We start from the raw sequence: 19,362 nt of genomic DNA, 5'->3' as shown, positions 1-19,362 counted from the left end.
ACATCATGAAGGTACTCGTTACCGGCGGCGCCGGCTACATCGGCTCCCACACTGTACTTGAACTGCTCAAGGCAGGCCACGACGTCGTCGTCATGGATAACCTCGCGAACTCTTCCGAGGAGTCCCTCAAGCGCGTCGCTGAACTCGCTGGTCGCGCCCCCGAGTTCCACAAGGTTGATCTGCTCGACCTCGAAGGTATGAAGGCTCTCTTCAAGCAGGTTCGCCCCGACGCTGTGATTCACTTTGCGGGCCTGAAGGCTGTGGGCGAGTCCGCAGAGAAGCCGCTGTGGTACTACCAGACCAACGTGGCTGGCACCCTGAACCTGCTGTACGCAATGGACGAGGCTGACTGCCACTCCATCGTGTTCTCCTCCTCCGCTACCGTGTACGGTGAGCCCGAGTCCATGCCTCTGATCGAGAAGATGAACATGGATGCGCAGTCCTGCTACGGCCGCACCAAGGAGCACATTGAGGACATGCTGGTTGACCTGGCTGCTTCCGATCCCAAGTGGAACATTGCTCTGCTGCGTTACTTCAACCCCGTTGGTGCGCACGAGTCCGGCCGTATCGGTGAGGACCCGGCGGGTATCCCGAACAACCTGGTGCCCTTCATCGCGCAGGTTGCTGTGGGTCGCCGCGAGCACCTGAACGTCTTCGGTAACGACTACCCGACCGTTGACGGTACCGGCGTGCGCGACTACATCCACGTGGTTGACCTGGCTGACGGTCACCTGAAGGCGCTGAACTACATTACTGAGCACGGCGGCCTGCACACCTGGAACCTGGGTACCGGTAACGGCTACTCGGTTCTGCAGGTTCTGCACGCGTTCGAGGAGGCGTGCGGTAAGGAGCTGCCGTACAAGATTGTGGATCGTCGCCCCGGTGACGTTGCGGTCTCTTACGCTGATCCCTCCTCTGCTCTGGCGGATCTGGGCTGGAGCGCTAGCCGCGACATTAAGACCATGGTTCGCGACCACTGGAACTGGCAGAAGAACAACCCCAACGGTTACGAAGCCTAAGCTGTTTTAGCCCCTTGTGAGGGGTGTTGAAGAGTGCCCGATAGGTGTTTATCTCACCTATCGGGCACTTTTTTGCACTTTTTTCGAAATTTTTACCAAGTCGTGACTACCTCCCCAAAGGCGTTTGACACCTCGTGAGTGCGTAGAGAAAGGGAAGAATATATTCCCTAGTCAGAGCCTTTTGTGAAGATGGGGTGTTTTTTACCCATATTTTTACGTCAAAAATACTATAACTATGCATTCGTGCTTAAAAATTCACATTGCTTACCCAGTAAAGTGAATATTTTGCAGACAGGAAACCGCCTGAGGCGTAAGCTGAAAGCTCAGCATACAGACAACCCGCATCATAGACGCACCTCACGTGAAAGGGTTCAAAATGTCCGCACAGGCAGCTCCCGAAGCGCAAAAAAACCTCATCGAAATCGCCAACGTCAACAAGTACTACGGCACCAACCACGTTCTGAAGAACATCAATCTTTCCGTGGGAAAAGGTGAGGTCGTCGTCCTCCTCGGCCCCTCCGGTTCCGGCAAATCCACCCTCTGCCGAACCATCAACCGCCTCGAAACTATCACCAGCGGATCCATCACCATTGACGGACAAGAACTACCCGAAGAAGGCCGCGCCCTCGCCAAGCTCCGCGCCGAAGTCGGCATGGTCTTCCAGTCCTACAACCTCTTCGCGCACAAGAACATCCTCGATAACGTAACCCTTGGACCCCGCCGAATCCGCAAAATGTCCAAGTCAGAGGCAGAAGCAGAAGCCATGAACCTGCTCGCGAAGGTCGGCGTGGATTCACAGGTACACAAGATGCCCGCAGAGCTTTCCGGCGGTCAGCAGCAGCGCGTCGCCATCGCCCGCGCACTCGCGATGAAGCCCAAGGTCATGCTCTTCGACGAACCCACCAGCGCGCTCGACCCCGAAATGGTCAACGAAGTGCTCGACACTATGGTCTCCCTCGCGAGGGAGGGCATGACCATGATCGTGGTGACCCACGAGATGGGTTTTGCCCGCAAGGCAGCAGACCGCATCGTCTTCCTTGCCGACGGCGAGATCGTCGAAGAGGCGCACCCGGACGAGTTCTTCACCAACCCGAAGAGCGAGCGCGCCAAGGACTTCCTCTCCAAGATCATCAACCACTAAAGCAGAGGGACCAACATGCAAAAATATTCACGTAGGCTCGCGGCACTCGCCGCAGCAGCATCCCTCGCTCTGACCGGCGTCCTCGCCGGATGCTCCAGTGCAGACAGCGACCACAAGATCCGCATCGGCATCAAAGTAGACCAGCCCGGCCTCGGTTACCAGGACGGCAACACCTACACCGGTTTCGACGTGGAGGTGGCACGCTACGTCGCCGGTAAGCTCGGCTACTCCGAAGAGCAGATTGAGTTCGTCGAATCCCCCGCCGCTAACCGCGAAAACATGCTCAACACCGGTCAGGTAGACATGATTTTTGCGACCTACTCCATCTCTGAAAGCCGCAAGAAGACCGTGGACTTCGCCGGCCCCTACTACACGGCTGGTCAGGACCTGCTCGTGCGTGCCGACAACACCGACATCAAGGGACCGGACGACCTCAACGGCAAGAACCTCTGCTCCGTCACCGGCTCCACCAGCGCCCAGAAGGTGCAGGACAAGTTCGCCAAGAACGTGAACCTGGTCAAGCAGAACAGCTACTCCGACTGCGTGGTCGCCCTCAACGGCGGCGTGGTGGACGCCGTCACCACCGACGACATTACCCTCGCCGGTCTGGCAGCCACCAAAGCGAACAAGGGCAAGCTGAAAGTGGTCGGCTCCCCCTTCACGACCGAACGCTACGGCGTGGGTCTGCCCAAGGGCACCGACAAGTGCGAAGCCGTGAACAACGCCATCAACGAGATGGTTGCCGACGGTACCTGGGAGAAGCTCATCACCAAGTACACCGAAGGCACCGGCTACCACTACAACACCGAAACCAACCCGCCGCACCTGGGCACCTCCTGCGCCTAGGTCTCTAGAGAGGTTCACGAATGTCATTCTTTGACCAACTCGGCACCCTCCTGTCCAAGTACGATGTGGTTGGCGCCTTCATGACCAATATTCAGCTGACCTTCTGGGCGGCTCTTGGCTCGTTCGTTCTCGGTACTGTGCTGGCGCTCATGCGCATCAGCCCCGTCCCGTCCCTGCGCTGGGTGGGCACCGCCTATGTGCATACTGTCCGTAATACTCCGCTCACCATCATGATGACTTTCGCCATTTTGGGTGTGTGGACGCAGTTCCAGCTCTCCTTCTCGCACGATTTCGACACGAACTTCTTCGTGTACGCGGTCATTGCCCTGTCGATTTACCATTCGGCGTTTATCTGCGAGGCGATCCGTTCGGGTGTGAACACCGTGCCGAAGGGTCAGGCTGAGGCGGCACGCGCTATCGGTCTGGGTTTCTTCGGCACCGCCCGCCTGGTGATTTTCCCTCAGGCTCTACGCGGCGCCATTACCCCGCTCGGCAATACTCTGATTGCGTTGACGAAGAACAGCACTGTCGCCTCGGTCGCGTCGGTGGCGGAGGCCTCCGGGCTGATGAAATCCATGATTGAGTTCGACGCGAACATGGTGCTTGCTATCTTCATCATGTTTGCGATGGGCTTTGTCATCATTGTTGTTCCCATTGGTGCGTTGACCACCTGGTCATCCCGTAAGCTGGCGGTGAAGCGATGAAAAACCCTTTTATCAGTAATGACACCCGCGCCGCTTCTTCGGTGCTTTTCGACGAGCCGGGTCCTATCGCGCAGCGTCGTATCCGCATCTTCAACATTGCTGCGGTAGTCCTTTTTGCACTATTTGCGGTGTATGTGCTGACCGTGATGGGTCAGAAGGGGCAGCTGGAGGCAGAAAAGTGGACTGACCTGTTCACCGCCCGCGCCTGGAGCTCCTACTACCTGCCGGGCCTTGCCTCGACCCTGTCGGCGGCAGCGGTTTCGGTGGTTACCTCGGTTGCGTTCGGTGTGGTCTTCGGTATTGCTCGACTCTCCCAGTACCGCGTTATCCGCTGGTTCGGCACCGTGGTGGTAGAGTTCTTCCGCGCCGTGCCGGTGCTGATCATGATGATCTTCTTCTGGCTGTTCTTGGGCAAGTACAGCGGCCTTCCGCCGGCTCAGCTGCCCTTCATCGCCGTGGTGATTGGTCTGACCCTGTACAACGGCTCGGTGATTGCTGAGCTACTGCGTTCGGGCGTGAAGCAACTTCCTCGCGGGCAGGGCGAGGCGGGTCTTGCGATTGGTCTGACCCCGACCCAGACGCTGATTCGGATCCTGCTTCCGCAGGCGTTCACCGCGATGATGCCCTCGATGCTCAGCCAGTTCGTTGTGATTCTGAAGGACACCGCCCTCGGTTACATCATCTCCTACCCCGAGCTGCTCGCTTCGGCGCGCCGCATCGGTTCCGGTGACGGCAACGTGCTGCAGACCCTGATTCTGGCGGCGGCACTCTTCGTGACGGTGAACTTCGTGCTGACGGCTGTAGCAACCGGCATTACGGACAGGCTGGCGTCGCGCACCTCCGCAAAGGTGACCCGAAACCTGATTCCGGACGCTCTGGATAACCCGAACCCGCCGACCGTTCAGATGTTCGTTCTGCCCGGCGACCGCAAGTAACCCTTCTCGTTCGGGCTCCTCAGCCAACGATTATCAGCAGATACGGCAAAGCCCCAGCACTCCCCTTTCGGGAGGGTGCGGGGGCTTTCTGCTATGCGGGCTAGTTAGACCCGTCGGGGCTACTTAGCGGCCGATGCCTTCAGACGCTCAGCAGCCTTCGCCACCGCCTCATCAGAAGCGGTCAGGGCAATACGCACGTAGCCTTCGCCGTCCTCGCCGTAGAACACGCCGGGGCCAGCAATAATACCCAGCTCCGCCAGGCGACCAATGGAATCCCAGGTGGACTCACCGAAAGTGGTCCACAGGTACAGGCCAGCCTCAGAGTCCTCAATGCGGCCACCGGCGGCGGTAATCGCCTCCTCCAGCACCTCGCGGCGGGCACGGTACAGGTCCTTCTGCGCCGCCACGTGCGCCTCATCAGCCAACGCAACCATCATCGCAGCCTGCACGGGTGCAGGCACGATCATGCCGGCGTGCTTGCGGCTATTAATCAGGTTCGGCATGATTTCGGGAGCACCGGCGATGAACGCGGCACGGTAACCGGCGAGGTTCGACTGCTTCGACAGCGAGTACACCGCGAACAGGCCGGTGAAGTCGCCGTCACACACGCGCGGATCCAGGATGGACGGCACCGGCTGACCGCCGCGAGCCTCATCCCAAGCACCCCAACCGAGCTCCGCGTAGCACTCATCGGACGCCACCACGGCACCGATTTCACGCGCCTGCGCCACAATCTCACGCAGCTGCTCCACGGTACGCACCACACCATTCGGGTTCGCCGGGGAGTTCACCCAAATCAGCTTCACACGGCTGCGGGTATCAGCGTCCAGCTCATCCAGGCTATCGGCGGGCACAGACTCGGCGCGGGCAAAGCGGGCACCCATATCGTAGGTGGGGTACGCAACGCGCGGGTACACGACCACATCGCCCGTGCCCAGACCCAGCAGGAATGGCAGCCACGCCACAAGCTCTTTCGAGCCGACCGTGGGCATGATTGCCTCCGGGCTCAGGCCCTTCACGCCGCGTCGGCGCTCAAACCACTCGGCAATAGCCTCACGCAGGGCGGGGGTGCCGTGGGTGGTCGGGTAGCCGGGAGCGTCAGAGGCGGCCGCCAGCGCCTCGCGAATGTTCTGCGGGGTCGGGTCAACCGGGGTGCCGATGGACAGGTCCACCGGGCCGTCCGGGTGGGCGGCCGCGGTTGCGCGGTAGGGGGCGAGCGCCTCCCAGGGGTATTCGGGCAGGTTCAGGCCGTAAGTCATTGTGTCACCTGGTTGCTTGGGAATAGTTTTCGTCATTTTAGTCTAGCGTCCGTGCGCTGGCGTGCCTACAGCAAGAGCCTCCATTCCAGCGCCTAGACGGTGCGTGGGCACCGGGTGCTGTGATGGAGGCTCTTGGCACCCGTTAGCGGGTGCGGTCAGTCTATGCGGTTATACCGTAATTACTCGCCGCAGGGATTACTCGCCACGAGGGGGCAGCGCCGCGATGAAGGGCACGTCCTTGCCGGTGGGGCCGAGCTTTGCTGCGCCGCCGGGGGAACCCAGGTCGTCGAAGAAGTCTGCGTTGGCGCTGACGTATTCGCTCCACTCTTCGGGGACGTCGTCTTCGTAGTAGATTGCTTCTACGGGGCAGACGGGCTCGCAGGCGCCGCAGTCCACGCACTCATCCGGGTGGATGTACAGGGTGCGTTCGCCTTCGTAGATGCAGTCGACGGGGCATTCTTCAACGCATGCGCGGTCTTTGACATCCACGCAGGGAAGCGCGATTACGTAGGTCATTGGTGTGCCTTTCTAGAAGCTGTTCGCCCCGTGCCCGCCGGTCTGCGGGTCGTCTGCTGCAGGGCAAAATCTACAGAGTAAACCGCCGAGTAGGTGGTACCCGGCGGGGAAGTCTGTGTATAGTCTATCGCGCGCTGACTGTTTAACAGTATTTTCGTGGTGTATCAGACAGTGGGTCATTGGGTTTGTGGGGGTATTTTTTAGGCTAGGCTGACCTGGTATTTATTTGCATTACGGCTAGTCGGCTGGCTTTTAAAAATAGATTAAGCCAAAAATGAAATCTTCGTCACATGAATTTTTTGATGAGGTCGCCGCTATTTCAACCCCGCTAAATTCACCGAATAACGCATAAATTTTCTTCCCTATTTTCCGCTATCCGGGCCTCTGTCCGGCGGGTGCAGAAGACAGCAACTGTGCCGCGCCCAAAACAGCAGGAGGGGCGTCCCGGCTAACCGGAACACCCCTCCCCCACGATATGACATAGTAATAGCCTTCAGGCTACTTCTTAGCGCGCGCACGCTGATGCGCCGCACGCGGCGAGAAATACTGCGCGTCCTTCACGCGAGCGCGCGTGTACACGAGCATGCCCAGCATCGCCGCAACCGGGGCACCAAACCACCACAGGGCACCGTAGAAGCCAATCGCCGAATGGCCCGGGTTCACCAGAACAAACGGCGAATCGGGGCGACCGTAACCGAGCACGTACACGGTCACGAACACTGCAACAGCCACGACCGCCGCCGCGTAGCCGCGACGCAACGACAGGGCACACCACAGGGCGGTAAAGAAAACCGTCAGGTACGCCACCAGCAAGCCGAGGGGCAGGGCGGTATCCCCCGCATACACGACCCAAGCGTGGTAGATCGACCCGGCAATACCGGCAAAAATACCCAGAATCGAGCCGGTCAGAACGCCCGCCACCAGACCAGCCTCCTGCGGCTTCGGATGCACGGTCGCAGTCGGGTCGCCGTCGAGCACACGGAAAGTCTCCACGGCAGAAATCTTCTGCGGCACCTTATTCGAGTACTCGAAAGTCTTCTCGTCTACGACCGTGATCTGGGTGCGGTGCGCCTCCATCGCCTTGCGCTTGGCGGTGCCATCACCGTAGATTGCCGCCTGCACGCGCTGATCCGCCGCGTCGAACTCGCCCTCAATACCCCAGGTGAGAATCGGGCGGTCCTCGTCATCTTCAAGGATCTGCAGGGCACGGTGCACAATCTCATACACGCGCACGTGGTCGGGGTGGCCGTAACCCCCGTCCGAATCGTAGGTGACAAGAACATCCGGGTTGAGGGCGCGGATAGCGGCAACCAGCGCCTGAGCCTGCGGTTCCAGAGGCTGCGCGGTCAACGAATCAGCCGCCGCCACCGGGTTGGCGACGGGCTTACCCTCCGGGCCCCACGCCATACCGGAATCACGGTACAGGGGCAGCGTGCCCTCAGCCACGGCAGGCGCCTGACCCAGGAAGAACTGCTTCTTCACACCCAGTGCTTTAATAGCACCGGCAAGCTCACCGGTACGGTACTCGCCCAGCGCCTCACCGTTATCGCGGCAACCGGGCTTACCGACCTCCAGGTGGTGTAGTTCCTCGGGGATGACCTCGCCCAGCTCGCCACGGGTCGCGGTCAGCAGGTACACCTCAGAACCCTTCTGCGCGTAGTACGCCATGGTTGCGCCGGTTGAGGAAGTTTCGTCGTCCGGGTGTGCGTGCACAAACAGGATGCGTGCCTTCTTCGCATCGTAATTATTCGGCAGCAGGTCACGGCGGGAACCGGGAGTGATACGCTCACCCTGCGTAGGGTAGCTGGGGGTCGCAGAATCAGGCTGAGTGTTCTCGGTTTCAGACACAGGCTTTCCCTCTCATACGCAGGGTTGGGTTTCTTAGACGGTCAAATCGCGCCAGCAATTTACATCGTTGATCAGCAGACGTTGAGTAGCGGACGGGTGCCGCCACCGTGCAGGCGCATTATTTTATCTTACACACTCGCATGTACAGCGCGGGGTGTTCAGGCTTTTCGGAAGCAGTTTTAGGCAGAAAGCAGAAGCGCCCTATTCACCTCCCCCTTCTCTCCCCGTCGCCCCGACAATATTTCCCGAACGAATCGGGGCGGTTAAACAGAACCGCCGCTACCTCCTCTTCAGAAGGCAGCGGCGGTTCTTACGCAACGACAGCACCCGCTACAGCAGGTGAGTCGCTAACGCGCTATTAGTTCGCGCAGTATTAGTCGTTGGCACGGGCGCGGCGGCGGAACTCGCGGACACGCTCGTTGGAGTCCAGGATGACCTTACGGATACGAATCGCCTCGGGGGTCACCTCAACGCACTCGTCTTCGCGAGCGAATTCCAGGCACTCTTCCAGGGTCAGCTTCTTCGGCGGGGTCAGGTTTTCGAAGTTGTCCGCGGTCGAAGAACGCATGTTGGTCAGCTTCTTTTCCTTGGTGATGTTAACTTCCATGTCGTCTGCACGGGAGTTCATACCAACGATCATGCCCTCGTACACCTCGGAGGTGGGCTCCACGAAGAAGGTGCCGCGCTCCTGCAGGTTAATCATTGCGTAGGGGGTCACCACGCCGGCACGGTCAGCAATCAGCGAACCGTTGGTGCGGTACTCAATCTCGCCAGCCCAAGGCTCGTGCTCAATCGAGTAGGAGGAAGAAATACCGGCACCGCGAGTCTCAGTCAGGAACTGGGTACGGAAACCAATCAGACCACGTGCGGGAACAGCGAACTCCATACGGACCCAACCGGTACCGTGGTTCGCCATGTTCTCCATGCGGCCCTTACGTGCAGCCATCAGCTGGGTGACAGCACCCAGGTACTCCTCGGGCACGTCAATGATCATGTGCTCCATGGGCTCGTAGACCTTGCCGTCGATGGTCTTGGTAACCACCTGGGGCTTACCCACGGTCAGCTCGAAGCCTTCGCGGCGCATCTGCTCCACGAGGATAGCCAGGGCGAGCTCGCCACGGCCCTGAACTTCCCACGCATCCGGACGCTGGGTGGGCAGAACCTTGATGGACACGTTACCGATCAGCTCGCGGTCCAGGCGGTCCTTCACCTGACGTGCGGTGACCTTTGCGCCCTTGACACGGCCAGCCAGCGGGGAGGTGTTAATACCGATGGTCATAGAGATCGCAGGATCATCCACCTTGATCAGCGGCAGGGGCTTGGGGTTCTCAGCGTCGGTGAGGGTTTCACCAATGGTGATGTCCTCGATACCAGCCACTGCGACGATCTCGCCGGGGCCAGCGGACTCTGCGGGAACACGCTCAAGAGCCTTGGTAGCCAGTAGCTCAGAGATGCGGACGTTCTTGATTTCACCGTCGTGACGTGCCCACGCAACGGTCTGGCCCTTCTTCAGGGTGCCGTTGAAGATACGGACCAGTGCCAGACGACCCAGGAACGGGGAGGAGTCCAGGTTGGTCACGTGTGCCTGCAGAACCTCGTTGGGGTCGTAGGTGGGGGCGGGCACGTGCTCGATGATGGTCTTGAACAGCGGCTCAAGGTCGTCGTTGTCGGGCAGCTGGCCGTCTGCGGGCTGGTTCAGGGATGCAGCGCCAGCCTTACCGGATGCGTACACCACCGGAACGTTCAGCACAGCGTCCAGGTCCAGGTCCGGAACTTCGTCCGCCAGGTCAGATGCCAGGCCGAGCAGCAGGTCCATGGACTCGCCAACAACCTCGTCGATACGGGAGTCGGGGCGGTCAACCTTGTTCACCACGAGGATCACGGGCAGCTTAGCAGCCAGTGCCTTACGCAGCACGAAGCGGGTCTGGGGCAGCGGACCTTCGGATGCGTCCACGAGCAGCACAACGCCGTCAACCATGGACAGGCCGCGCTCCACCTCGCCACCGAAGTCTGCGTGGCCGGGGGTGTCAATAACGTTAATGGTGATGGTCTCACCGTTGGCGGAAGGGCCGTTGTAGAACACGGTGGTGTTCTTCGCCAGAATGGTGATGCCCTTTTCCTTTTCGAGGTCGCCGGAGTCCATGACTCGGTCTTCAACATCTGCGTGGGCAGAGAAGGCGTGGGTCTGCTGCAGCATCGCGTCGACGATGGTGGTCTTGCCGTGGTCAACGTGTGCCACGATGGCCACATTGCGAAGGTCGGGGCGCGAAGCGGTGTTTTCAGACATGCGTTAAGTTTCTCGCTTAAATCTAGGGGATAGTCTTGCCAGCGGGTGCGCTCTAGAAGGCGCGGGGGGTCACGGGGCAGTACCTTAGATAGGTTATCTGGGGGTGTTTGCCGGTTTGAGTGTATGCCAGTGGGCCCGCTCTGCGATGAGAACGTTTCCGGGCACGCCAAAACGGACCCCCCTCCGTTGGGCTTAGCTACCAGTGTATCACTAGGGCTTTTCTGCGAGCCACTCATCAATCATGCGGCGGGCAACAGCGTTCGTGCCGGGCAACTCCAGCTTGGCGGGGTCGTCCTCGTCGCTGTTACCGCGCTCCTCTGAAATAGCAATCGCCTCACGCAGCTCAGCGGCGGTAAACCAGCGTGCGGCACGAATCTCACCGTCGTGATGGATGATGGGTTCGTTCTCATCCACACGCGCCCGGTAGCAAATCATGAGCGAGCGCGGGAAAGGCCACACGTCACTCATACGGTACTCGGTGCTGAGCGTGTGCAGGCCGGTCTCTTCGTAGACTTCGCGGGCAATCGCCTCTTCAAGGTTCTCGCCGGGGTCAACGAAACCCGCGATGAGGGCGAAGCGGTTGGGGTGCCACTGGCGGTTATTCGCCAGCAGCACGCGCTCGCCATCGCGGCTGGTCACCAGCGCCATCACGGCGGGTTCGATACGGGGGAACACCATCTCGCCGGAGGCGGTGCGGCGGATTCCCTTGGAGCCGAGGGGCGCCTCCTCGCCACTGTAGGCGGAGTAGCGCATGTCGATGAGGTAGTCGCGGCGTGCCAGGGCGGTGGCGTAGTGGGCGCGGCCTTCCGGGTCCTCGTGCACCGGGTAGTAGCGGAAACCACTGGTGGAGGCGCGCACCCGAGGGTTGTTCAGGTCGGCGGCGACCTGCACGAGGGTTTCATCCTCACAGTAGAGCACGTGCACCTCTGCCTCACTATTCTTCTGGGCGTCAGCACCGTAGGCGGCGGGGCGAATCACGCTGCGCGCAAGGATAGCGTCTTCGGTCAGCGGCTCGGCAGTACCGATACCGGTCAGGTAGTGCAGGGTTCCGTCATCGCTGAGCAGGGTTTCCCCTTCGCGGGAGACGAGCAAGTAGCGCGGTGTGTGAGTGTCAGCGGGCGTGTGTTCAGGTGAAGAAGTCATAGGTTTTACTCTACATCTTGATGTTGCAAGGCCCACAATAGTGTGCCAGGTTTCGATTTTTTCGCCGTATCGTCCCATATCACTCTCGAAAGAGGTGACATAGACACCCGAAAATAAGAGAATGGAAACATGACTACTTCTATTGACCCTACGACCACCTCCGCGTGGTCCGCTCTGTCCGCTCATCACAAGTCCCTCACTCCGAACCTGCGCGAATGGTTTGCCGCTGACCCGGAACGCGCGCAGAAGCTCAGCTTCACCGCCGACGAACTGCACGTCGACCTGTCCAAGAACCTGATTACCTCCGAAACCCTTGAGCTGCTGGTCAAGCTCGCTGAAGAGGTCAAGCTGGAGCAGGCTCGCGAGGCAATGTTCTCTGGCGAGCACATTAACGTCACCGAGGACCGCGCCGTACTGCACACCGCGCTGCGCCGCCCCGAGGGTTATACCCCGGCACTGACCGTTGACGGCCAGGACGTAGACGCAGACGTTCACGCCGTGCTGAAGAAGATCTACGCATTCGCTGAGCGCGTGCGCAACGGCGAGTGGACCGGCATCACCGGCAAGCGCATCGAGACCGTTGTGAACATCGGTATCGGTGGCTCCGACCTGGGCCCGGTCATGGTGTACGAGGCTCTCAAGCCCTACGCTGATGCAGGCATCACCGCACGCTTCATCTCCAACATTGACCCGACCGACGTGGCTGAGAAGGTCTCCGGCCTGGACCCCGAGACCACCCTGTTCATCGTCGCGTCCAAGACTTTCGGTACCCTCGAAACCCTGACCAACGCGCGCGTGGCACGCGAGTGGCTGCTGTCCGCACTGGCTGAGGCTGGCGCTCTGGAAGGTAAGGAAGCATCCGAGGCTGTGGCTAAGCACTTCGTGGCTGTCTCCACCGCACTGGATAAGGTCGCAGCATTCGGCATTGACCCCGAGAACGCTTTCGGCTTCTGGGACTGGGTTGGCGGCCGCTACTCTGTAGACTCCGCAATCGGTACCTCCCTGGCTATCGTTTTCGGCCCGAAGGTTTTCGCTGACTTCCTCGCTGGCTTCCACGCAATGGATGAGCACTTCCGCACCGCTCCCCTGGCTCAGAACGTACCCGTTCTCATGGGTCTGCTGAACATCTGGAACGTAAACTTCCTGGGTGCTGAAACCCACGCGGTTCTGCCCTACGACCAGTACCTGCACCGCTTCCCCGCATACCTGCAGCAGCTGACCATGGAGTCCAACGGCAAGTCCGTTCGCGCGGACGGCTCCTTCGTCAACTACGCAACCGGTGAAGTGTTCTGGGGCGAGCCCGGCACCAACGGCCAGCACGCTTTCTACCAGCTGATCCACCAGGGTACCCGCCTGATTCCCGCGGACTTCCTGGCATTCGCTAACCCGGTCCACCCGACCAAGGACGGCGAGCAGGATGTTCACGAGCTGTTCCTGGCTAACTTCTTCGCGCAGTCTCAGGCTCTCGCCTTCGGCAAGACCGAGGAAGAGGTTCGTGCAGAGGGCACCGCAGAGCACGTGGTCAACGCACGTATCTTCAGCGGCAACCGCCCCTCCACCTCCATCATGGCGCCGCGCCTGACCCCGCGCGTTCTGGGCTCCCTGATTGCCCTGTACGAGCACATCACCTTCGTTCAGGGTGTTGTTTGGGGTATTGACTCCTTCGACCAGTGGGGCGTTGAGCTCGGTAAGAAGCTGGCGCTGGACCTGGTTCCCGCTATTGAGGGTGACCGCGAGGTTCTGGCTCGTCAGGATTCTTCGACCGCTTCGCTGATTGACTACTACCTGAAGAACCGCACCAAGTAGTAGCTCAAACATAGCCCCGAGGGTTTTATGGCCTGCGGGTATAGGATGCACAAACCGCCGGATAGGCTCCCAGTTAGGGAGGCTATCCGGCGGTTTTGCTATGCGGGTTTTAGCTCTATACCGTGCTACTAGTTCACTGCGGGCAGGGTGTCGGAGGCGACCTCAGCGATAATGCGCACCACGGTGGATTCGGGCAGCTGCGGGATGCCCTGCTCGTCACGCACCACGCCACCGGCGTCACGGTGAGCAGTCATGCCGGTGTCTTCGGTGGTTTCTTCACCGTCAGCATGGGTTGCGGGCACGTGCACGAACCCGGCGGGGATGCTCAGCCCCAGTTCACGGCTGATGCGCTGGCCCTCGTAGAACACGTGGTTGCACACGTAGGTTCCGGCGGTGTACGAAATCTCGACCGGCTCCCCCGCCGCACGCAGACGCTCAAAGCTGGCGCGCACCGGCAGGGAGGAGAAGTACGCCTCCTGACCGCCCGGAGCGATCGGCTCATCGCAGCGCTGGTCGCCGTCGTTATCTTCAATACCGGCGGAGTCCAGGTTGATAGCGACCTGTTCGAGGCTGACCACGTCGCGGCCAACCGCCACGCCCAGGCTGATGAGCGCGTCGGGCTGCACATCCTGCAGGGCAGCGCGCAGGGCGGTGCTGGAACCGTCGTAGCTGACGGGCAGCTCCCGGGTGATGACGTTCAAATCCGGGCGCATCCGGGTCAGCAGACGCTGAGCGCCTTCGGCGAGCGCCACGGTGGGGTTCACGGGCACGCCGGGAAACGGGCCGAAGAAGGTCAGCAGCAGGGTGCGTGCCTGGTTGGGGGTGGTTGCCATAGTCGATCTCGTTTTCTGCGTTAGTTTTATGCAGTGTTGGTTTTATTCAGCAGTGTTCTTTTCGGCGGCGCGGCGCTCCAGGTCCTTGGCAAGCGCCTCCAGCAGCTCTTCGGGGGTGGTGACGATGATGAGCTCGTCCAGGTAGCGTTCGTTGAGCAGGCCGGTGGACGCCATGTAGTGCATGGCGTCGATGAGCTTGTCCCAGTAGCCGTTGACGTTCAACAGGGCGACCGGCTTGGAGTGAATATCGAGGAACTGCCAGCTGAAAACTTCAAAGAACTCTTCGAGGGTGCCGGGGCCGCCGGGCATGGCGACGAACGCGTCAGCCTTGTCGATCATGGCGATTTTGCGCTGGTGCATGGTGTCCACAATGTCGAGGGTGGTCTGGCCGGGGTACACGCCCTCCAGGCCAACCAGCTTGTGGGTCACCACGCCGTAAACCACGCCGCCGGCGTCCAAGGTTGCGCCCGCAACGGTGCCCATGAGGCCGGTGCGGCCACCACCGTACACCACGCCAATATTGTTCTGGGCGCAGAGGGTGCCGAGCTCCTGGGCGCGGGTGGTGAAGAGCGGGTCATTGCCGGAGCGTGCCCCGCAGTAGACGGCGAGGTTGTAGTCAGTCTTCTTCATGGTTCTCCTTGGGGTGTATGGGGGTTTCCGGGGTGGAGCGCCTCTATGCGTTCTACCCGCGATAGATGTTGCTGTGTTGAGGGTACCGGATGCACCTGTGTACCTCATGTGTGCCGCCAGCCGGTTCAGGGGCGCGTCAGGGGTGGTGGTTACGGTAGCGGGGTGCGTGCCAGCAGCGGGAAAATCTGCTCGGTATTCAGCGGTGCCTGCGATGCAGAATCGAAGGGGCTGCTCATGGCGGGGTTGACCCAGCGCAGCTCAGCGATTTCTGCCTGCGGCACCAGAGAAGCCAATAGCTCGTGTTGTTCGTCGGTGGGTGCGTATTCGTAGGTTTCGGCGCGTACCGTAAAGCCTGCCTCGTTCAGTGCCGCCGCTTCCAGGAGTCCGCGATGGTGCATCCGGGTGGGGTCGGGGGTGAGCCCGATTTCTTCGTTCACTTCGCGGCAGGCGGTCTGTAGCGGGGTCTCCCCCGGTTCGGGTTTGCCGCCGGGCATCATGAACCCGTCGCTTCCTTGTTTGCGCACGGTGAGTACGAGCCCGTCCCGGTTGCGGATTGCTACAGCACACACGTTCACGACGCGGTGCGTGCTGTCGATGGCGCTGTGCTCAGTAGCGCTGTACTCAGTAGCGTTGGGTTCGGCGGGCGGGGCTGCTTCTACTCGGTTCTGTGGGTTCTTCTGCGTGGGCATCTTTCTACCCTAGCATTTCCGTATCCTCCAGCCGACGCTGTGTGTGTTTGTCTTATTCATCCCCCCTATTTGTGCGTCCTGTAGGCATTGGTTTTACGTAATATTTCGGCGAGTTATCTTATATCCGGTTCATGCGTTTAGGTGCGTGTTACGGTGTAATTAACCGCGATGTCGCGGTACCGTATACGCACTCGACTTGGCGCGATACAGGAAGAGTGCGGATCACTCAATCACCCATGTAGAAGGAAGTTCATGATGGCTAACTCTTCCCACGCCCGCCGCTACGGTAGCGCCGGCGCTTCTGTTCTTCTTGCCGCATCCTTGAGCCTGGGCGCTCTGCCTTCTGTTGCAGCGGCTAATACCCCGAATCCGGATAACCCGCCGGTTATTACGGTCTACAACTACAAGGTTGAGACCAATACCCGTCAGCTGAAGACTGCCCTGCGTCTGAACAAGATTACGTTCAAGGCGTCGAAACTGCCCGCGAAAACTACCGCTTTTGCCCCGGCATTGCACGAGGCAAACCATAGGGGTTTCCCGTTTCTGAACCCGATTCAGACGGTGCGCGTTGAGGGCCCGTTCAAGGATGGCACGGCGACTGCGACCCATTACGTTCCCGGTAGCCTGATTGACCCGGCGAAGAACTACAGCTTCGTCGCTAATATCATCGTTGATGGTTACGGTGGCGGTCAGGTTCTGCGCATGGACGTTGTGAAGGATAGCGCCGCACCGGTTCTGCACGTGGATTCGCCGCGTCTGAACACCAAGGGTGAGACTGTGTTGAAGGTGCGCGGTACCGGCTACACCGGTGAGGCGACCCCGCACGGTGTGCGCGTGGTGGTGTCTGATACGAATGTGTGGGTTCCCGGCCGTTTTCCTCAGCAGGGTATGCGTTTCGTGGCTGAGGTGACCGTACCTGCTTCGCAGATTCACAACGGTGCTTTTGAGACGGAGGTGAAGGTCCCGGCGGATGTTGCGGCGACGCTGAATACCTCTCACAAGTACATTGCGGGCACCATGGCTGCCGGAGTTGAGGGTGCTGAGTACGGTTCGTTTGATGCTCAGAAGCCTCTTGAGCTTTTCGCGCAGGAGCCCGTGGTTTCTGCGGTTCCGACCTATGCTCCGACGGTGGCTCCTCTGCCTGAGGCAACTATCGGTGTGAACCCGACCGACGCACCGACCGTAGCGCCCCTGCCTGAGGCAACCATTGGTGTGAACCCGACCGACGCACCCACCGTAGCGCCCCTGCCCGAGGCAACCATTGGCGTAAACCCCACCGACGCACCCACCGTAGCACCCCTGCCGGAAGCAACCGTAGGTGTGAACCCCACTGACGCACCGACCGTAGCACCCTTGCCGGAAGCAACAGTCGGCGTGAACCCCACTGACGCACCGACCGTAGCACCCTTGCCGGAAGCAACAGTCGGCGTGAACCCCACTGACGCACCGACCGTAGCACCCCTGCCCGAGGCAACCGTGGGTGTAAACCCGACCGATGCTCCCACCGTGGCTCCCCTGCCCGAGGCAACCATTGGCGTGAACCCCACTGACGCACCGACCGTAGCACCCCTGCCCGAGGCAACCATTGGCGTGAACCCCACTGACGCACCGACCGTAGCACCCCTGCCCGAGGCAACCGTAGGCGTGAACCCGACCGACGCACCCACGGTTCCCGCTCTGCCGGAAGCAACCGTGGGCGTGAACCCGACCGACGCGCCGACGGTTCCTGCACTGCCGGAAGCACCGGTTGCCGATAAGACCCCCAACGCTGACAAGCTGGAGGACGCAACCGTAGCGCATCCCAAGAGCAAGCCAGCTCAGAGCAAGCCCTCTCAGGAGGCTCCGGTGACCGCCGCCCGCTCGGCTAAGGACACCCTGTCAAAGGACGGCCTGGCAAAGGACAGCCTCGCTAAGGAGAGCAGCCCCAAGAAGGCTACCCTGGCGAACACCGGCGCATCCAGTGTTGGCGTGATTGTTGGCATTGGCGTTGCCGCGATCTGTGCGGGTCTTGGCTTGAGCGTTCTGCGTTCGCGCCGCCATTCCTAAGAGCTGCAGGGCGCACAGTCTAGCCCACCCGCCCGGTGTAAACCGCGCATAGCAAAGAGCCGCCGGCTCCCCTCAATCAGGGGAACCGGCGGCTCTTCACGTATCAGTTCATTCAATCAGCTGACGCAGGCGTTATCAGCTGGCGTTCGCGTTACTTCGAAGCCTTAACCTCGATGCCGCTCACATCAATCTGCTCCAGCGGAATCAGGCGGTCACGAGTGACCACGCGGTGCACCAGCCAGACCGCGATAATCACGGGCAGACCAATGTAGGAGCTGAGCACGCCAGCCCAGTCGCCGCTCAGGAACGCCTCGTAGTTCTGGCCGCCAATAACGACCAGGCACATGAGGAAGGCGATAATCGGGCCCGCGGGGAAGAACGGCGCCACGTAAGGCAGGTCCTTCAGGCTATTGCCCTGCTTCAGGTACGCGCGGCGGAAACGGTAGTGAGCCACGGCGATACCCACCCAGGTGATGAAGCCAGCCAGACCGGACACGTTCACCAGCCACAGGTACGCACCATCGGGCGAGAGCAGTGCGGCGATGAAGCCGACCGCGCCGATAGCTGCGGTAGCCAGCAGCGCGTTCATGGGCACGCCGCCGGAGTTGATGCGGGTGAACATCTTCGGTGCCTTACCCTCCTGGGCGAGCGCGAAAAGCATACGAGCCGAAACGTACAGGCCCGAGTTACCTGCAGAGAGCACTGCGGAGAGGATCACGGCGTTCATGATGGCTGCCGCGAAGGCAATGCCCGCACGCTCGAAGATGAGGGTGAACGGGGAGATGTTGATGTTGCCGTCCGCTGCGGTGAGCAGGTTCGGGTCGGAGTAAGGAATCAGGAAGCCGATGACGACCATCGCACCGATGTAGAAGAGCATGATGCGCCAGAACACGCTGGTCAGTGCGCGGGGCACGTCGCGGCGGGGGTTCTCAGATTCGCCGGCAGCCACACCAATCATTTCGGTGCCCTGGAAGGAGAAGCCTGCCACCATGAAGATGGCGAGTACGGCGGGTGCGCCGCCGACGAAGGGTGCCTCACCGACGGTCCAGTTGGAGACGCCCGGGGAGCTACCACCCAGGATGCCGAAGATCATGGCGATACCCGCGATGAGGAAGACGACCACCGTAACGACCTTGATGGTGGCGAGCCAGAATTCGCTTTCACCGTAGGAGCGTGCCGAGAGGGCGTTGATGCCGGTCAGCAGCACGAGGAATCCTGCCGCCCACACCCAGGATGGGATGTCCGGGAACCAGTACCTCATCACCTCGCCGACGGCGACGAGCTCGGCGGCGACGGTAATCGCCCAGTTGAACCAGTAGTTCCAACCCATGGCGAAGCCGAAGGACGGGGACACGTAGCGTGCCGCGTAGGTCTGGAATGCGCCGGGGACGGGCAGGTGCGCAGCCATCTCGCCGAGGGACTGCATGAGGAAGAGCACCATGATGCCGATGAGGGCGTAGGCGAGGATTGCGCCGCCGGGGCCTGCGGTGGAGATGGTCTTACCGGAGGCGACGAAGAGGCCGGTGCCGATTGCGCCGCCGATTGCAATCATCTGCATGTGGCGGGCGGAGAGGCCTCGCTTCAGTTCACCCTCTGCGGGGGTGGCTTCCGATGCAGCGCCGGAAGTCTCTGTAGGCTGTGCCATGTCAGGTCTTCTTTC

At 60.8% G+C, this 19,362-nt stretch carries 16 protein-coding genes; 7 read left to right on the top strand and 9 right to left on the bottom strand.

Annotated elements, in window-relative coordinates; translation table 11 throughout:
• Window positions 1–5 precede the first annotated feature (5 nt).
• From galE to ROTMU0001_RS05180, 5 genes are all read left to right on the top strand, one after another.
• The gene (galE, locus tag ROTMU0001_RS05200) at window positions 6–1,019 is read left to right on the top strand and encodes a UDP-glucose 4-epimerase GalE (protein ID WP_005508490.1); all 1,014 of its coding nucleotides are present in this window, start codon (window positions 6–8) and stop codon (window positions 1,017–1,019) included.
• A 376-nt stretch (window positions 1,020–1,395) separates the two neighbouring features.
• Window positions 1,396–2,160, top strand: coding sequence for an amino acid ABC transporter ATP-binding protein (locus tag ROTMU0001_RS05195; protein WP_005508489.1), 765 nt, complete (start codon window positions 1,396–1,398; stop codon window positions 2,158–2,160).
• Window positions 2,161–2,175: 15 nt separating this feature from the next.
• Window positions 2,176–3,006 (top strand): glutamate ABC transporter substrate-binding protein, encoded by an 831-nt coding sequence (locus tag ROTMU0001_RS05190; RefSeq protein WP_005508488.1) that lies wholly within the window; start codon window positions 2,176–2,178, stop codon window positions 3,004–3,006.
• 20 nt (window positions 3,007–3,026) lie between these two features.
• On the top strand, window positions 3,027–3,710 hold the full coding sequence (locus ROTMU0001_RS05185) for an amino acid ABC transporter permease (RefSeq protein ID WP_005508487.1): 684 nt from the start codon (window positions 3,027–3,029) through the stop codon (window positions 3,708–3,710).
• Window positions 3,707–4,645, top strand: a complete 939-nt coding sequence (locus tag ROTMU0001_RS05180; protein WP_005508486.1) for an amino acid ABC transporter permease — start codon at window positions 3,707–3,709, stop codon at window positions 4,643–4,645. The genes ROTMU0001_RS05185 and ROTMU0001_RS05180 overlap by 4 nt, the downstream gene beginning before the upstream one ends.
• Window positions 4,646–4,764: 119 nt before the next feature.
• Here ROTMU0001_RS05180 and dapC read toward each other — a convergent pair whose 3' ends face one another.
• The 5 genes from dapC to nudC form a co-directional block, all read right to left on the bottom strand.
• Window positions 4,765–5,904 carry a succinyldiaminopimelate transaminase gene (gene dapC, locus ROTMU0001_RS05175; RefSeq protein WP_005508485.1) on the bottom strand — a complete coding sequence of 380 codons (1,140 nt, stop codon included), beginning with the start codon at window positions 5,902–5,904 and terminating at the stop codon, window positions 4,765–4,767.
• A 195-nt stretch (window positions 5,905–6,099) separates the two neighbouring features.
• A complete protein-coding gene (gene fdxA / locus ROTMU0001_RS05170) occupies window positions 6,100–6,420 on the bottom strand; it encodes a ferredoxin (RefSeq protein ID WP_005505213.1) in 321 nt (106 codons plus the stop codon).
• Window positions 6,421–6,918: 498 nt separating this feature from the next.
• Entirely contained in the window at window positions 6,919–8,268 is a 1,350-nt protein-coding gene (locus ROTMU0001_RS05165) for a PIG-L family deacetylase (protein WP_005508484.1), read from the bottom strand.
• A 373-nt stretch (window positions 8,269–8,641) separates the two neighbouring features.
• A complete protein-coding gene (typA, locus tag ROTMU0001_RS05160; RefSeq protein WP_005505209.1) occupies window positions 8,642–10,555 on the bottom strand; it encodes a translational GTPase TypA in 1,914 nt (637 codons plus the stop codon).
• Window positions 10,556–10,765: 210 nt separating this feature from the next.
• Window positions 10,766–11,698 carry an NAD(+) diphosphatase gene (nudC, locus tag ROTMU0001_RS05155; protein WP_044142343.1) on the bottom strand — a complete coding sequence of 311 codons (933 nt, stop codon included), beginning with the start codon at window positions 11,696–11,698 and terminating at the stop codon, window positions 10,766–10,768.
• 129 nt (window positions 11,699–11,827) lie between these two features.
• On the opposite strand from nudC, the gene pgi reads away from it, so the two are divergent.
• The gene (gene pgi, locus ROTMU0001_RS05150; RefSeq protein WP_005508482.1) at window positions 11,828–13,504 is read left to right on the top strand and encodes a glucose-6-phosphate isomerase; all 1,677 of its coding nucleotides are present in this window, start codon (window positions 11,828–11,830) and stop codon (window positions 13,502–13,504) included.
• A 128-nt stretch (window positions 13,505–13,632) separates the two neighbouring features.
• On the opposite strand, the gene ROTMU0001_RS05145 is transcribed toward pgi, so the two are convergent.
• From ROTMU0001_RS05145 to ROTMU0001_RS05135, 3 genes are all read right to left on the bottom strand, one after another.
• Window positions 13,633–14,337 (bottom strand): pyroglutamyl-peptidase I, encoded by a 705-nt coding sequence (locus ROTMU0001_RS05145; protein WP_005508481.1) that lies wholly within the window; start codon window positions 14,335–14,337, stop codon window positions 13,633–13,635.
• A gap of 42 nt (window positions 14,338–14,379) precedes the next feature.
• Window positions 14,380–14,967 carry an LOG family protein gene (locus ROTMU0001_RS05140; protein WP_005508480.1) on the bottom strand — a complete coding sequence of 196 codons (588 nt, stop codon included), beginning with the start codon at window positions 14,965–14,967 and terminating at the stop codon, window positions 14,380–14,382.
• A gap of 149 nt (window positions 14,968–15,116) precedes the next feature.
• Entirely contained in the window at window positions 15,117–15,656 is a 540-nt protein-coding gene (locus ROTMU0001_RS05135) for an NUDIX hydrolase (RefSeq protein WP_005508479.1), read from the bottom strand.
• A gap of 252 nt (window positions 15,657–15,908) precedes the next feature.
• On the opposite strand from ROTMU0001_RS05135, the gene ROTMU0001_RS05130 reads away from it, so the two are divergent.
• On the top strand, window positions 15,909–17,702 hold the full coding sequence (locus tag ROTMU0001_RS05130; RefSeq protein WP_005508478.1) for a hypothetical protein: 1,794 nt from the start codon (window positions 15,909–15,911) through the stop codon (window positions 17,700–17,702).
• A 151-nt stretch (window positions 17,703–17,853) separates the two neighbouring features.
• On the opposite strand, the gene ROTMU0001_RS05125 is transcribed toward ROTMU0001_RS05130, so the two are convergent.
• Complete coding sequence (locus tag ROTMU0001_RS05125; protein ID WP_005508477.1) at window positions 17,854–19,347, bottom strand: amino acid permease; 1,494 nt, start codon at window positions 19,345–19,347, stop codon at window positions 17,854–17,856.
• Between the last annotated feature and the right edge of the window lie 15 nt (window positions 19,348–19,362).

Origin of the sequence: Rothia mucilaginosa ATCC 25296, from assembly GCF_000175615.1 — a bacterium.
GTDB lineage: Bacteria > Actinomycetota > Actinomycetes > Actinomycetales > Micrococcaceae > Rothia > Rothia mucilaginosa.
Note: the sequence above shows the minus strand (reverse complement) of the source record. Positions and strands in the feature narration are given on the sequence as shown.

What these genes read in the sequence shown, in the direction of transcription:
- dapC (WP_005508485.1), bottom strand. Translation starts at nt 5,904, where the DNA reads ATGACTTACGGCCTGAACCTGCCCGAATACCCCTGGGAGGCGCTCGCC.
- ROTMU0001_RS05195 (WP_005508489.1), top strand. Translation starts at nt 1,396, where the DNA reads ATGTCCGCACAGGCAGCTCCCGAAGCGCAAAAAAACCTCATCGAAATC.
- ROTMU0001_RS05145 (WP_005508481.1), bottom strand. Translation starts at nt 14,337, where the DNA reads ATGGCAACCACCCCCAACCAGGCACGCACCCTGCTGCTGACCTTCTTC.
- ROTMU0001_RS05140 (WP_005508480.1), bottom strand. Translation starts at nt 14,967, where the DNA reads ATGAAGAAGACTGACTACAACCTCGCCGTCTACTGCGGGGCACGCTCC.
- galE (WP_005508490.1), top strand. Translation starts at nt 6, where the DNA reads ATGAAGGTACTCGTTACCGGCGGCGCCGGCTACATCGGCTCCCACACT.
- nudC (WP_044142343.1), bottom strand. Translation starts at nt 11,698, where the DNA reads ATGACTTCTTCACCTGAACACACGCCCGCTGACACTCACACACCGCGC.
- ROTMU0001_RS05185 (WP_005508487.1), top strand. Translation starts at nt 3,027, where the DNA reads ATGTCATTCTTTGACCAACTCGGCACCCTCCTGTCCAAGTACGATGTG.
- ROTMU0001_RS05135 (WP_005508479.1), bottom strand. Translation starts at nt 15,656, where the DNA reads ATGCCCACGCAGAAGAACCCACAGAACCGAGTAGAAGCAGCCCCGCCC.
- typA (WP_005505209.1), bottom strand. Translation starts at nt 10,555, where the DNA reads ATGTCTGAAAACACCGCTTCGCGCCCCGACCTTCGCAATGTGGCCATC.
- ROTMU0001_RS05130 (WP_005508478.1), top strand. Translation starts at nt 15,909, where the DNA reads ATGATGGCTAACTCTTCCCACGCCCGCCGCTACGGTAGCGCCGGCGCT.
- fdxA (WP_005505213.1), bottom strand. Translation starts at nt 6,420, where the DNA reads ATGACCTACGTAATCGCGCTTCCCTGCGTGGATGTCAAAGACCGCGCA.
- ROTMU0001_RS05180 (WP_005508486.1), top strand. Translation starts at nt 3,707, where the DNA reads ATGAAAAACCCTTTTATCAGTAATGACACCCGCGCCGCTTCTTCGGTG.
- ROTMU0001_RS05125 (WP_005508477.1), bottom strand. Translation starts at nt 19,347, where the DNA reads ATGGCACAGCCTACAGAGACTTCCGGCGCTGCATCGGAAGCCACCCCC.
- pgi (WP_005508482.1), top strand. Translation starts at nt 11,828, where the DNA reads ATGACTACTTCTATTGACCCTACGACCACCTCCGCGTGGTCCGCTCTG.
- ROTMU0001_RS05190 (WP_005508488.1), top strand. Translation starts at nt 2,176, where the DNA reads ATGCAAAAATATTCACGTAGGCTCGCGGCACTCGCCGCAGCAGCATCC.